The sequence below is a fragment of the Streptomyces azureus genome, from assembly GCF_001270025.1.
GTDB lineage: Bacteria > Actinomycetota > Actinomycetes > Streptomycetales > Streptomycetaceae > Streptomyces > Streptomyces azureus.
The window spans coordinates 1-13,243 of the sequence record NZ_DF968306.1 but is presented as its reverse complement, the minus strand read 5'-3'; the positions used below and the strand labels follow the sequence as shown (position 1 = coordinate 13,243).

The 13,243-nt window shown below is 73.6% G+C and carries 11 protein-coding genes; 8 read left to right on the top strand and 3 right to left on the bottom strand.

The genetic code is table 11. From position 1 onward, the window contains the following. Positions 1 to 152 precede the first annotated feature (152 nt). Together AOQ53_RS21050 and AOQ53_RS21045 are read right to left on the bottom strand one after the other, a co-directional pair. A complete protein-coding gene (locus AOQ53_RS21050; protein WP_059419507.1) occupies positions 153 to 746 on the bottom strand; it encodes an HhH-GPD-type base excision DNA repair protein in 594 nt (197 codons plus the stop codon). Positions 747 to 803: 57 nt separating this feature from the next. Next, entirely contained in the window at positions 804 to 1,526 is a 723-nt protein-coding gene (locus AOQ53_RS21045) for a siderophore-interacting protein (protein ID WP_059419505.1), read from the bottom strand. Between the two features lie 82 nt (positions 1,527 to 1,608). Here AOQ53_RS21045 and AOQ53_RS21040 point away from each other — a divergent pair, with 82 nt between their 5' ends. The 4 genes from AOQ53_RS21040 (at position 1,609) to AOQ53_RS21025 (ending at position 6,911) form a co-directional block, all read left to right on the top strand. Beyond that, positions 1,609 to 3,738 carry a penicillin acylase family protein gene (locus AOQ53_RS21040; protein ID WP_059419503.1) on the top strand — a complete coding sequence of 710 codons (2,130 nt, stop codon included), beginning with the start codon at positions 1,609 to 1,611 and terminating at the stop codon, positions 3,736 to 3,738. Continuing rightward, a complete protein-coding gene (locus tag AOQ53_RS21035) occupies positions 3,731 to 4,339 on the top strand; it encodes a GNAT family N-acetyltransferase (protein WP_059419500.1) in 609 nt (202 codons plus the stop codon). Before AOQ53_RS21040 ends, AOQ53_RS21035 begins: the two co-directional genes overlap by 8 nt. After that, the gene (locus tag AOQ53_RS21030) at positions 4,336 to 4,815 is read left to right on the top strand and encodes a cupin domain-containing protein (protein ID WP_059419499.1); all 480 of its coding nucleotides are present in this window, start codon (positions 4,336 to 4,338) and stop codon (positions 4,813 to 4,815) included. Before AOQ53_RS21035 ends, AOQ53_RS21030 begins: the two co-directional genes overlap by 4 nt. Positions 4,816 to 5,036: 221 nt before the next feature. Continuing rightward, positions 5,037 to 6,911: a copper resistance CopC/CopD family protein gene (locus tag AOQ53_RS21025; protein ID WP_059419497.1), complete on the top strand. Its 1,875-nt coding sequence runs from the start codon at positions 5,037 to 5,039 to the stop codon at positions 6,909 to 6,911. Here the strand turns inward: AOQ53_RS21025 and AOQ53_RS21020 are convergent. Next, the gene (locus AOQ53_RS21020) at positions 6,811 to 7,782 is read right to left on the bottom strand and encodes a DUF72 domain-containing protein (protein ID WP_059419495.1); all 972 of its coding nucleotides are present in this window, start codon (positions 7,780 to 7,782) and stop codon (positions 6,811 to 6,813) included. The genes AOQ53_RS21025 and AOQ53_RS21020 overlap by 101 nt on opposite strands. 194 nt (positions 7,783 to 7,976) lie before the next feature. Here AOQ53_RS21020 and AOQ53_RS21015 point away from each other — a divergent pair, with 194 nt between their 5' ends. The 4 genes from AOQ53_RS21015 to AOQ53_RS21000 all read left to right on the top strand — a co-directional run. Further along, entirely contained in the window at positions 7,977 to 10,475 is a 2,499-nt protein-coding gene (locus AOQ53_RS21015) for a SpoIIE family protein phosphatase (RefSeq protein ID WP_059419494.1), read from the top strand. A gap of 13 nt (positions 10,476 to 10,488) precedes the next feature. Next, positions 10,489 to 10,941: a DUF4383 domain-containing protein gene (locus AOQ53_RS21010; RefSeq protein ID WP_059419492.1), complete on the top strand. Its 453-nt coding sequence runs from the start codon at positions 10,489 to 10,491 to the stop codon at positions 10,939 to 10,941. A gap of 18 nt (positions 10,942 to 10,959) precedes the next feature. After that, the gene (locus AOQ53_RS21005; RefSeq protein WP_059419491.1) at positions 10,960 to 11,427 is read left to right on the top strand and encodes an MSMEG_6728 family protein; all 468 of its coding nucleotides are present in this window, start codon (positions 10,960 to 10,962) and stop codon (positions 11,425 to 11,427) included. Positions 11,428 to 11,566: 139 nt separating this feature from the next. Beyond that, positions 11,567 to 13,243, top strand: a 1,677-nt coding sequence (locus tag AOQ53_RS21000; protein WP_059419490.1) for a hypothetical protein, incomplete at its 3' end; no start/stop codon positions are given.

Below are 13,243 nucleotides of genomic sequence, written 5' to 3'. Positions count from 1 at the left end.
GGCCCGCAGCTGACGCCTGCCGCCTGGGCCCGGCCACGGCCGCTGACGTCCGGCACTTGGACCCGGCCGTGCCGCCGACGCCCGGGGCAGGCCACGGGCGTCCGCCGTCTGGGACGGGCAGGTGTCAGTCGGCACCCGCGTCCCGCAGGGGGCTACTTCCCGGCCGACTTCGCGGCCTTGGCCGCTGCCTTCATCTCCTGTTTGTGTGCTCGTACCTTGGCCAGTGACTCGGGGCCGGTGATGTCGGCGACCGAACGGAAGGACTTCGGTTCGCCGTAGGAGCCCGCGGCCTCACGCCAGCCCGTCGGCTGCACGCCGAGCTGCTTGCCGAGGAGGGCGAGGAAGATCTGGGCCTTCTGCTTGCCGAAGCCGGGCAGTTCGGCCAGTCGTTTCAGCAGTTCCTTGCCGGTGGCGGCGTCCTTCCAGACGGCCTCGGCGTCACCGTCGTAGTGCTCGACGAGGTACTGGCACAGCTGCTGGATCCGCTTGGCCATGGAGCCCGGGTAGCGGTGCACCGCCGGCTTCTGGGAGAGCAGGGCGGCGAAGGCCTCGGGGGCGTGCGCGGCGATCTCGTGCGCGTCCAGGTCGTCCGTGCCGAGCCGCTGGGCGATGGTCGCCGGACCCTTGAACGCCCACTCCATCGGGATCTGCTGGTCCAGCAGCATCCCGACCAGCGCGGCGAGCGGACTGCGCCCGAGCAGCGCGTCGGCCTCGGGGTCCTGGGCGAGGTGGAGAGTGACGTCCATGCCCCGATCATCCCTCGGTGCGGGCCCGGCCGCGTCCGGAGCCTGGCCCGCCCGGGCTTACGTCGCCCGCCAGTAGCCCAGCGCGTGCACCCGCTGCTTGGGCAGCCCGAGTTCCTTGCGGACGTATGCCGCGAGCGACCGGGTCGTCGCCGTGTCGCAGGCGATCCAGACGTACGGGTCGGAGGTGCCCTGGAGCAGGCCGGGCAGGTCCGCCTTCACCCGGTCGACCAGCTGAGCGCCGGAGTCCTGGCGCGGCACCTTGCGCAGCTCGTGCCGGGCCGGGTCGGTGCGGAACGGCAGATCGTCGTCGCCGCCCTCGAACCAGACGGTGGCCGGCGCGGAATCCAGCGCGTCCAGCAGGGAGTTGATGGCGGGCAGCGACGCCGGGTCACCGACGGCGAAGACGTGGGAGGGGGCGGGGTCGGGGTGCTCGAAGCCGGTGCCCTGGACGGTCGCCTCGATGGTGTCGCCGGGCTTCGCCGCCCTGGCCCAGTCGCTGGCGCAGCCCTCGTGCAGGGCGAACTCCAGGCTGAACGTTCCGGCCGCCGGGTCCGGGGCGACCAGGGTGTAGGCCCGCTGGTGGGGCTTGCCCGCGTTGTCGAACCACAGGCGGACCCACATGGTCGGGTGCACGCCGGTCGCCGTGAGCAGACCGCCGTCGGTGAAGCGCAGCCGCCGGTAGTCCGGGGTGACGTCCTCCACGTCGGTCACGGTGAACACGAAATCCTTCGCGCGCAGCAGCTTGAGGACCGCGCCCTCCCAACCCCGCCCCTGCCCCATCCCGTATTCACCCTTCGCGTACGATTTTCGCCACAGCTATGACTTAGGCAAGGCTAACCTAAAAGAAAGAGGGGGGCGCAGCGTGGCCACCGAGATCTATCGCGACGCCTGGGGCATTCCGCATCTGCGCGCGGGCAGCGCGGTCGGACTCGCCCATGCCCAGGGCCTCGTCACCGCCCGCGACCGGGCCTGGCAACTGGAGGTCGAGCGGCACCGGGCCCAGGGCACCTCGGCATCCTTCCTCGGCGAGAGCGCCCTGGCCTGGGACCGGTTCGCCAGACGCGCCAGACTCGACGACACCGCCAGACGATGCTTCACGGAGCTGGAGAGACGGGACCCCGAGACGGCGGACTGGCTGCGGGCGTATGTGGAGGGGGTCAACGGCGGGCTGGCGGCGGGCGCCGACGCGGCACCCGAGTTCGCCCGCGTCCACCTCACCCCCGGCCCCTGGCACCCCTGGACCCCGCTCGGCGTCTGGCTCGCCACCCACATCCTCTTCGCCGGGTTCCCGGCCAAGCTCTGGCGTGAGCAGGTCGCGGCCCACCTGGGCGCGGACGCCATCGGCCTGTTCGCCACCGACGGCCCCGGCACCTCCGGCAGCAACGGCTGGCTGGTGAGCGGCGAACGGAGCGTCACCGGGCAGGCGGTCATCGCCGGCGACCCCCACCGCTGGATCGAGGACCCGGGCGTCTACCAGCAGATCCGCCTGTCCTGCCCCGAGTTCGACATCGTCGGCCTGGCCGTCCCCGGCGTCCCCGGCATCGCCCACTTCGGGCACACCGGCACGGTCGCGTGGGCCATCACCAACGCCATGGCCGACTACCAGGACCTGTACCGGGAGCGGCTGCGGCGTACCGGCGCCGGCGTGGAGGCCCTCGGCCCGGACGGGGTCTGGCGCCGGGCGGCCCGGCACACGGAGGTCGTCGAGGTGGCGGGCGAGGAGCCGGTCGAGGTCGAGGTGATCGAGACCGACCGGGGCCCGGTGGTCATCGGCGGCCCCGAGGGGCTCGACGGCGACCCGTTCGCCCTGTTCGACCCGTCCGGTCCGGCCGATCCCGCCGACCCCTCCGGCCCGCCCGTGGCGATCAGCCTGCGCCACCCGCCCCGCGTCACCGGCGACCTCGGCTTCGGCGCCCTGCTCCCGCTGCTGCGGGCCCGCCGGGTCGCCGACGTGGACCGGGCGTTCGACCGGTGGGCCGAGCCGGTCAACGTCGTCCAGGCCGCCGACACCGAGGGCGGTGTGCTGCACCGCGTCGCCGGACGGGTGCCGTTGCGCGCCGAGGCCAACCGCCTGCGCCTGGTGCCCGCCTGGGAACCCGGGCACGAGTGGCAGGGCTGGCACGAGACGCCCCGCGCCGGGCTCACCGACGGCGTCGCCGTCATGGCCAACCAGCGCGGCCCGGCCGAACCCCTCGGTGTCGAGTTCGCCCCGCCCCACCGCCACGACCGGATCGCCGCGCTGCTCGCCGGCAAGGAGCGCTGGTGCGCCGACGACATGCCCGCCATCCACACGGACACCCACCTCGCCTCCGCGTCCGCCCTCCTGGACCACCTCCGGGCCCTCGACGCCCTCACCCCCGGGGCCTCCGCCCTCCGGGACCGCCTCCTCGCCTGGGACCGCCGCATGGACGCCGGCAGCGCCGACGCGGCCCTCTACTCGGCCGTGCGCGGCGCGGTCGTACGGCAACTGGCGGCACACCCCGCCTTCGCCGCGCTCGCCGCACCGCCGGCGTACCCGGAGGTGTTCCGGCCCTGGCTCGCCCTCCTCCCGCGTGTCGGCTTCGCCCTCGAACACCTGCTGCGGGCCGAGGAACCGCACGGAATCGACCGCCCGTCGGCCGTCCGTGCGGCGGTCGAGGAGGTGGCCGCCCGGCCGCCCGCCGGTGTCTGGGGCGACACCCACCGGCTCGCCCCCTGGCGGGCCCTGGAGCCGGAGACGCCGTACGACGAACCGGGGCTGTCCGGCGACCACGACTGTGTGCTGTGCACCTCGGGCGTGCCGGGTCTCACCGACCGCGCCGCGCGCGGCCCGGCGGCCCGATACGTCTGGGACCTGGCCCGGCGCGAGGACAGCCGCTGGGTCGTCCCGCTCGGTGCCTCGGGCGTCCCCGGCTCGCCCCACCACCGCGACCAGCTCCCCCTGTGGCTCGCCGGTGACCTCGTCCCGGTCGTCACCGACTGGACCCTGCTGAAGAAGGAGACCGATGTCTGACCCGTACGCCTCCCGCACGGCCGTCCACGAGCAGGTGACCGACGGCTTCGGCACCGTCCGCGTCCTGCCGCTGGACCCGGAGGCCGACGCCGGGACGGTCCACCGCTGGGTGAGCGAGGACCGGGCCGCCTTCTGGGGCATGACCGGCCTCACCGAGCAACAGGTGGCCGAGATCTACGCCCACATGGACACGCTCACGACCCACCACGCCTTCCTCGTCGTCCGCGACGGCGAGCCCGTCGCGCTCCTCCAGACCTACGAGCCCGAGGCGGACCGCGTCAGCGAGTGCTACGACGTCCGCCCCGGGGACATCGGCGTCCACCTGCTGGTCGCCCCCGCCGGTCCGGACGGCGCGCGCTCCGGCTGGACCGCACGGCTGGTGACCGCAGTCACCCGGTACGTCCTGCTGGGCCTGGACCGCCGGCGGGTCGTGGTCGACCCGGACGTCCGCAACGAGAAGGCGGTCGCCCGTTTCCTCACCATGGGTTTCACCCCGGGGCCGGTGGTGGTCCTGCCGGAGATCGACCTCCCGGACGTGTACCTGCCCGAGAAGAAGGCCCAGCTCGCCTTCCTCGACCGGGAGATACTCTTCCCCGCGTGACGCCCGACGACCTCATCGCCCACTACGGCCTTGAGCCGATCCCCCGCGAGGGCGGCCTCTTCCGCCAGACCTGGGCCGGCCCCGAACTCCCGGACGGCAGACCCGAGGGAACGGCGATCGTCGCCCTGCTGACAGCGGGCCCCGACGACTTCTCCGCCCTGCACTGCCTGCCGACCGACGAGATCTGGCACTTCTACCTCGGCGATCCCCTGGAGCTCCTCCTGCTCGCCCCGGAGGGGAGCACGCGGACGGCCGTGCTGGGACCGGACGTCCTCGGCGGCCAGCACGTGCAGTTCACGGTCCCGGCAGGCACGTGGATGGGCGGCAGGGTGCGCGAGGGCGGGCAGTGGACCCTGTTCGGCTGCACGATGGCACCCGGCTTCACGTTCGAGGGCTATGAGCACGGGGACCCGGCGGAGCTGACGGCACGCTATCCGGCAGAGGCAGACGAGATCGCAGCTCTGTGCCGGCCTTGAGGGGTGCGGGGCCGTGTCGATTTGCGGCTTTGCCGCGCGGGCGCGACCAGCCCCAACGCCCCGCAGTCGCCAATGCACATACCGCCCCGCATCGGCTGAGCGCTGCACAACTCCCATCCGTACATAACCGGGAGCCGTACAGCCCGACCCCGGAGAACCACGTGCATCAACGGCGGAACGAGGAGCGCAATGGCGGACACCCCCGGCGACGTCAAGCCCTGGTGCTGCTCGGCACTGTGCTGGTCCTGCTCCTCTTCAGCGGAGCCCCCGCTTCCGCCCACGCAGCCCTCCGCAGCACCGACCCCGACGACGGATCAGTCGTCCAGCGTGCCCCCCGCCACATCACCCTGACCTTCACTGAGTCCGTCGGCCTGCTCGACGACTCCTTCCGGGTCTTCGGCCCGGACCAGCGCCGCGTGCACACCGGCGAGGCGCAGCACGCGGACGGCCGTTCCGACACGGCCCGGGCCGGACTGCCCGGGAAGCTCGCCCAGGGCACGTACACGGTGGCCTGGCGGGTGGTGTCCGCCGACAGCCACCCGGTCTCCGGAGCCTTCACCTTCTCCGTCGGCAAGCGGTCCGCGACGACCGCACAGGTCGACACCGGCCCGGACGAGGACCCGCTGACCGGAGGCCTCCACGACGCCGCCCGCTATCTCGCCTACCTCGCCGCCGCGCTGCTCGTCGGCACGGTGGCGTTCGCGCTGCTGTGCCGGCCCGCGGACACGTCCCCGCTGCGCAGACCGCTGGTGGCGGCCTGGTGGACACTGCTCGGCTCGACGGCCGTCCTGCTGATCCTGCGCGCCCCGTACGAGACGGGCGCGGGCCCCGCCGCGGCCTTCGACCTCTCCGCCCTCGAACGCACCCTGACCAGCCGCCCGGGCATGGCCCTGCTCGCCAGGCTGGCCGTCCTCCTGCTGACCGCGGCCTTCCTGCTACGGCTGTCCAGGCGCCGCGACCACCGAGAGCCTCTGATGCGGGCGGTGGGGGCGACCCTGGCCGTCGCCCTGGCCCTGACCTGGGCGGTGGCCGAGCACGCCTCCGCCGGGATCCAGGTGCCGGTGGCGATGGCGTCGTCCGTGCTGCACCTGGTGGCGACGGGGGTCTGGCTCGGCGGCCTCGTGGCGCTGCTCCTGACCCTGCGCCGGGCCTCCGTCGACGCCCTGACGGAGGTCGTGCCCCGCTTCTCCCGTATCGCCTTCGCCTCGGTGACCGTCCTTGCCGTCACCGGCCTCTACCAGTCCTGGCGAGGCCTCGGCTCCCTCGCCGCGCTGACCGGCACGTCGTACGGCCGGCTGCTGCTGGCCAAACTGGTCGCGGTGACCGCGCTGTTGCTGGCGGCCGGGTACTCGCGCCGGTGGACGGCCCGCCTCGCGGTCCCGGCGGCCACCGCCCGGACGGCCGTACCGGAACGGGTCCCGCAGCCGGTCGGCGTGGGGGCACTGGTACAGCCGGAGGGGCCGGGGGAGTCCGGGGCATCCGGCGCGGCAGGTGAAGCCGGGGAGCCCGGGGAACCGCAGAAGCCGGAAGCGCCGGAGGAACGGCAGGGGCCGTCGGGGGTGTCGGAGCCGGCTCCAGGGTCCTGCGAAGAGGACACCCGGCGGCGCGGGCTGCGCCGCTCCGTCCTCGTCGAAGTCGCTGTCGCCGCCGTGGTGTTGCTGATCACCACACTGCTCACCGCCACGCTGCCGGGCCGTGCGCAGGCCGAGGCCGCGCAGCGGTCCCCGGCGGGTGCGCTGCCGCCCATCACCCTCGTCACGGTGCCCTTCGACACGGGCGGAAGCGCCGGCACCCTGTCCGGCCGCGGCACAGTGCAGGTCACCCTGGACCCGGCCCGCGTCGGCGACAACGGCGTCCAGGCCGTGGTCTACGGCGCCGACAAGGGGCTGGTCGTCGTCCCCGAGGTACGCATCACCTTCACCCTGTCCTCCCGCAAGGTCGGCCCGATCGACGCCGGACTCACCGACGTCGGCGGCTACTGGAGCGCCAACTCCGTCAACCTCCCCCTCGCCGGGACCTGGACGATGAAGACGACCGTGCGGGTGTCGGACGTGGACCAGGTGACGGTGTCGAAGCAGGTGCGGATCGTGCCCTAGGGACCCTCGGTGCCGCCGTCGGCCGGTCGCCGCCGAGGAGCCGCGTCATGCACTCCGCGGCACGGACGGCGGCGTCACCGCAGCAGTTGTTGAACAGGACGTGGACCTGTTCGGTGCGCTCGGCCAGCCGGCGCACGCGGGGCAGCCACTCGGCGAGTTCGTCCTCGCCGTACCCGTACCGGAACCGGTCCTCCTTGCTGCCGGTCCCCCAGGCGGTGCTGCGTCCGTGGAACCGTACGACGGACAGCCGGGGCGAGGTGACAGGGGTGACGGGCGGCATCGAGGAGGGCAGCGCCTGCGTCATGTCGACGGCGACCGCGGCCATTCCGTACCGGGCGAGCAGCACGCCCGTCGCCTCCTCCCGGCCCGGCTCCCACCACGAGGGATGCCGGAACTCCACAGCGACGGGCCACCCGCGGGTCCGCTCGGCGCACTCCCGGAGGAACGCCTCCGCCCGTTCCCCCGGCCGGAACCACGGCGGGAACTGGAACAGCACGCTCCCGAGCCGCCCGGCCCGCCGCAGCGGCTCGATCCCGGCCACGAACCGCGCCCATACCTCGTCGAGCACGGCGGGGTCCCGATGATCGGCCGGCAGTCCGCCCGGCATCGCCGCCTCCCGGGTGGGATGCCCGGTCAGCAGCGAGAACGCCTTCACGTCGAACACGAACCCGTCCGGTGTCCGTTCGGCCCACAGCCGGCTGTTCCGCTCGCTCGGCAGCGCGTAGTACGAGGCGTCTACCTCGACGACCGGGAACCGCTCGGCGTAGTGCCGTAACCGCCCCTCGGCGTCCCGCCGCCCCACCGGATACCAGCCGCTGCCGACCAGGGCCCGGTCGGTCCAGGAACACGTGCCCACCAGGATCTCGCCCATGGGGGACCGGTTACCCGGGCAGGGCGGCGGCAGGCTCACCGGGCCGGGCCGGTGGCGACACGGTAAGACCCGCCACAATCGGGTAATCAGGAGGTAGTGCATATATGTGGAATTACGGCTGATTCTCGCTCATTCCCACGAAACTTCGGCCGCGATTCTCCCGCGATTCCACCGCGAGAGCGAGATGACCGATCATGGAGCAGCCCGTCACCGTCGGCCGGGCCACCCGGTCGCTCGGAGCGGAATCCGATGCCTCCGAAGCCCTCGCGGGCCTCGTCGGTGAGTCCCTCACCGCCCGCGTCACCCTCGACGAGCAGGGCAGGGTGACCGGCTGGAACACGGGCGCCGAGCGGCTCCTCGGGTACCCGGCGCGGCAGATGACCGGCCGCCGCGCGGCGGATCTGCTGGCCGAGCCGATCCCGGTACGGGGCGGCCTGCCCACGCTCGCCGGACTGCCCCGGTGGAACGGCGACGTCGCGCTCCGGCACCACGACGGCCGGAAGCTGACCGTCAGGGTCCTCGCCCACCACAGGGCGCCCGGAACCGGCGCCCCCGCTTGGCTCCTCCTCTCCGCCCTGACCCGCCGGCAGCCGCGGCCCGCCCTCGACGAATCCCTCGTGAGCTGGAGCTTCGCCCAGTCCCCGTGCTGCGCCCTGGCGATCTACGACACCCGGCTCCGGCTCAGGCGGGCCAACGGGGCCATGGAGCGGGCCATGGCGCTCACCGAGGAGGAGATGCTGGGCCTGCGTGTGTCCGAGATCGTCGACGACGAGGCCGCTGCGCGGGCGGAGCGCAGCATGGCCCGGGTGCTGCGCACCGGCGAGCCGCAGTACGAGGAGAACTATCTGCGCGCCCCGGGCGAGACCCGCGAGCACGCCTGGTCGGTCTTCGAGTCCGCGCTGCGGGACGCCGAGGGCACGATCCGGGGCGTCTGCCTCTCCGCGCACGACATGACGGAACAGTTCTGGGCCCGCAAACGGCTCCAGCTGATCGCCGAGGCCGGCCGGCGCATCGGCAGCACGCTCGACGTGACGCGCACGGCCCAGGAGCTGACGGACGTGACCGTTCCGGCCCTGGCCGACTTCGTCAGCGTCGATCTGATCTCCGCGCTGGACGACACACCCGAACCGCCCGCCCGGGCCCTTCCGGCGGAGGGGCCGCTGCTGCTGCGGCGGGTAGCGCTGCGGTCCGTGACGCCGGGGGCTCCGGAGGCGGTCGTGGCGCCCGGCCAGGTGGACTCCTACCCGGAGGGTTCGGCGCCCTACGAGAGCCTGCGCGCCGGACGGGCCACCCTGCACGAGGTGACCGACACGGCCTTCACGGCGTGGCTGGCACACGACCCCGCCCGTGCCGCGAGGATCCGGGCGTTCGGCATCCACTCGGTGATGACCGTACCGCTCGTCGCCCGCGGCACCACGCTGGGAGTCGCGTTCTTCATCCGGTACCGCAACCCCGACACCTTCCGGCACGACGACCTGGTCCTGGCCGGGGAACTGGCGGCCAGGGCCGCGGTCAGCATCGACAACGCCCGCCGCTACACCCGGGAGCGCGCCACGGCTGTCACGCTCCAGCGCAGCCTGCTGCCGCAGCGGCTGCCCCGGCAGGCGGCGGTCGAGGTCGCGTCGCGCTATCTGCCGGCGGGCGGGCACGCCGGCGTCGGCGGCGACTGGTTCGACGTCATCCCCCTCTCCGGGGCGCGGGTGGCCCTGGTCGTCGGCGACGTCGTCGGCCACGGCCTGCACGCCTCCGCGACCATGGGCCGGCTGCGCACGGCCGTACGCACCCTCGCCGACATCGACCTGCCGTGCGAAGAGCTCCTCACCCACCTGGACGACCTGGTCGCCCGGCTGAGCGTGGAGGAGGACGGGGAAACCTCGGCGGACGTGGGCGCGACCTGCCTCTACGCCGTGTACGACCCCGTGTCGCGGCGCTGCTGCTTCGCCGGTGCCGGGCATCCGGCGCCGGCCGTGGTGAGCCCCGACGGAAGCGTCGAGCTGATGGAAGTCCCGGCCGCGCCCCCGCTCGGCGTGGGGGGCCTGCCCTACGAGGCCACCGAGGTCGTCCTGCCCGAGGGCAGCCTGCTCGTCCTCTACACCAACGGCCTGATCGAGGACCGGGACCGGGACCTCGACGCCGGCGTCCACCGGCTGCGGGAGGCCCTCGCCCTTCCCCGAGCTCTCGGCTTCGCTCGAGCAGGGGGCACCCCCATGGCGCCCTCGCTGGACGCCCTGTGTGACTCCGTGCTGGCCGACCTGCTGCCGCAGCGCCCGGCCGACGACGTGGCCCTGCTCGTCGCCCGCACCCGCGCGCTCGACGCGAGCCAGGTCGCCACCTGGGCGGTGCCGGACGACCCGTCCGCGGTCGCCCAGACCCGCAAGGACGTGGTGGCGCAGCTGGAGAGGTGGGGACTGTCCGACGCGGTCTTCGTCACCGAGCTGGTCGTCAGCGAACTCGTCACCAACGCCATCCGGCACGCTCAACCGCCGATCCAGCTCCGCCTGATCCATGACAACACCCTGATCTGCGAGGTCTCCGACGGCAGCAACACCGCTCCCCACCTGCGGCGCGCCCGCACCTACGACGAGGGCGGGCGCGGCCTGCTCCTCGTGGCCCAGCTGACCGGTCGCTGGGGCACCCGCCAGGGCCCCATTGGCAAGACCATCTGGGCGGAACAGACACTGTCTCTCCAGTGAGGAACCACCGGCCATGACCACACACACTTCCCACCGGGCCGCCGCGGCACCCGTGCGGCGGGCCGCCCAGCTCATGGGCGTCGTCTTCCTCCTGGTCGGCGTGCTGGGGTTCATCCCCGGTGTCACCACCGACTACGACTCCATGGAGTTCGCCTCCCACGAGTCGGGCGCCGAGCTGCTGGGCCTGTTCCAGGTCTCGGTCCTGCACAACCTCGTGCACCTGGCCTACGGCCTCGCCGGCCTGGCCCTCGCCCGCACGGCCGCCGGAGCGTACTCGTACCTGCTGGTCGGCGGCGCCGTCTACCTGGTGCTGTGGATCTACGGCCTGTCCGTCGGCCACGACAGCGACGCCAACTTCGTCCCCCTCAACGCCGCGGACGACTGGCTCCACTTCGCCCTGGGCATCGCGATGATCGCCCTGGCTCTGGCCCTCGGCCGCCGCCGCCCGACCCGCGCCCAACGGTAGGCACCGGAACGGGACGGCGTGCAGACCTTCCTCCCCTACCCCGGCTTCCGGGAGTCGGCCCTGGTCCTGGACCGCCGCCGGCTCGGCAAACAGCGGGTCGAGGCATTGCAGGTGCTGCGCGGTCTGGTCGTCCCGGGGTACGGCTGGCGCCGCCACCCGGCGGTCCGGATGTGGGCCGGCTACGAGGAGGCACTCGTCCGCTACGGCCTGGAGATCTGCCGCGTCTGGCGAGAGCAGGGCCACCAGGACAGCTGTGCGGCCACCCTGGTCGCCGACCTCGCGGCGACCCGCCCGCACGCCCCGGTCCGCGAACAGCCCGTCCTGGCCGCCGAGGGCGAACTGCCCCCCTGGCTGGGCGACGCCCCCTTCCACCGCAGCCACCGCTCGGCCCTCGTGCGCAAGGACCCCACCGCCTACGCGGACCTCTTCCCCGGCGTCCCCGACGACCTGCCGTACGTGTGGCCGGCGTCGGACCGGCTGGCATAGGCACTGCGACCAACTCCAACTTCCTTCCATGCAGCCCCCGTTGTCCGATCAGACCGTTCCGTGTTCCACTGGATCTTTTCTGGCACATCGGTCACCGGTCACCCGCTCCAGGGCGGGCAGGCACTCCATGGGGGGGTCCGTGTGTGAAGAACTGGGATTCGAGAAACTCCTCGGCGAGGAGGGCTTCTTCGCGCGGCTGCTGGGGCGGGCGCCGTCGGGGGCCGGCCGGGATCTGCTCTACGGCCCCGACCTGCCCGTCGTGCTGCTCACCGGCGGTCCGGGCATGGGCAAGGGCCGGCTGCTGCGCGCCGTGCGGGACCGTTTCGCCGCCAAGGTGCCGGTGATCCACCTGGACTGTGCCTCCCCGGTGTACGCGGACCGCGCGGACCCGGAGCCCGACGCCCGCTCCGCCGCGACCGAGGCCCTGGTCGAGGTCGCCCGGCGGTTGTGCACCTGGCAGGGGACAGGCGGCTCGTTCGCCTTCCCGCGGCTCTTCGCGGGCCTGGCCGTGATCGCGACCGGCGTCGCGGAGGGCACGCCCGAGGCGGTCGCGACGGAGGCCGAACGGTACGAGGACCTGCCCCAGAAGCAGCGCCTGCGCGGTCTGGGCGCCGGCGACTTCTGGCGCGGCGTCCTGCGCGGCACCATCCGAAACCTCCTGACCACCCTCGGACAGGCGCTCGACCCGTACTCGGCGGCCGTGAGCAACGCCCTCCTGGACGCCCTCTTCGAGAGCCTGGCCCCCCGGGGCAGAGCGGAACTGGGCCGGATCTACGGCGCCTATCCCGGCGCCGCCGGCCAGCCCAGGATCGGGCTGCGCATCCTCGCCGCCGACTTCCGGGCCGGCGGCGAGGCACGTGAGGTCGCGGAAAGCTTCCTCTTCCGGGCCCTGCGCGAGGACTTGGAGGCGGCGTACGCCGCACCCATCGGCTGGCTGCGCCGGGTCGGCCGCCCGGGCCTGCTGCTGGACCACGCCGAGTCACCCCTGGGCGAGCAGCTGCTGCGCGCCGTACTCACCGACCGCCGGGGCGGGCAGCGCGACCGCGTGGTCATCGTCGGCACGGCACGCAGGCCGGACGGCGGCGCCTTCCTGCACGGCGGCCTGCCGCCCGATGAGGTGACGCCCCCGGCGGAGTACCGCCCCGCCGACGGCGCCCCGCCCGCCTGGTCCCGCCGTACGGACGAAGCCGCGGACCGGGCACCCCTGGCCGACGGCGTGCTCCTGCTGCGGATGCCGCTGCTCACCGGTGACCAGCTCCGCCGGGAGACCGTACGAAGACAGCAGCGCGCCGAGCCGGAGGGCGGCACGAACCGCCGCCGTATCGACGCCGCCGTGGCACGGCTGAGCGGCGGCCGGCCGCACACCGTGGTCCGCCTGGCCGAAGCCGCGGCCGCCTTCCGCATGCCGCCGGACGCCAACGACCGGGACATCCTGGACGCCCCGTTACGGCTCCCCGGCGACGGCACCCTCGAACGCCCCGTCGCGGACGTGCTCCTGCGGGAGCTGATCCTCGACCAGTTACCGGTACGGCTCCCGACCGAGCACCACGCCCACTGGCTCGACCTCCTCACCCACCTGTCGGTGGCACACGACACGGAGTGCGCGGACGTCCTGCTCCGCCACCACCAGCAGGGTCACCTCCATCACCTGACCGCCCATCACGTCTCCCGGCTCCTCACCGACACCGGATGGCCGAGCTGCGAACGCCACTTCATAGGCGACTTCGGCCTCCGCCAGCTGCTGGTGCACCGGCTGTACGGCCTGCGCCCCGACGGCGCCGCCTGGTACGCCGACCACCACCTCCTGCGCGACCAC

What these genes read in the sequence shown, in the direction of transcription:
- AOQ53_RS21050 (WP_059419507.1), bottom strand. Translation starts at nt 746, where the DNA reads ATGGACGTCACTCTCCACCTCGCCCAGGACCCCGAGGCCGACGCGCTG.
- AOQ53_RS21045 (WP_059419505.1), bottom strand. Translation starts at nt 1,526, where the DNA reads ATGGGGCAGGGGCGGGGTTGGGAGGGCGCGGTCCTCAAGCTGCTGCGC.
- AOQ53_RS21035 (WP_059419500.1), top strand. Translation starts at nt 3,731, where the DNA reads ATGTCTGACCCGTACGCCTCCCGCACGGCCGTCCACGAGCAGGTGACC.
- AOQ53_RS21020 (WP_059419495.1), bottom strand. Translation starts at nt 7,782, where the DNA reads ATGGGCGAGATCCTGGTGGGCACGTGTTCCTGGACCGACCGGGCCCTG.
- AOQ53_RS21015 (WP_059419494.1), top strand. Translation starts at nt 7,977, where the DNA reads ATGGAGCAGCCCGTCACCGTCGGCCGGGCCACCCGGTCGCTCGGAGCG.
- AOQ53_RS21010 (WP_059419492.1), top strand. Translation starts at nt 10,489, where the DNA reads ATGACCACACACACTTCCCACCGGGCCGCCGCGGCACCCGTGCGGCGG.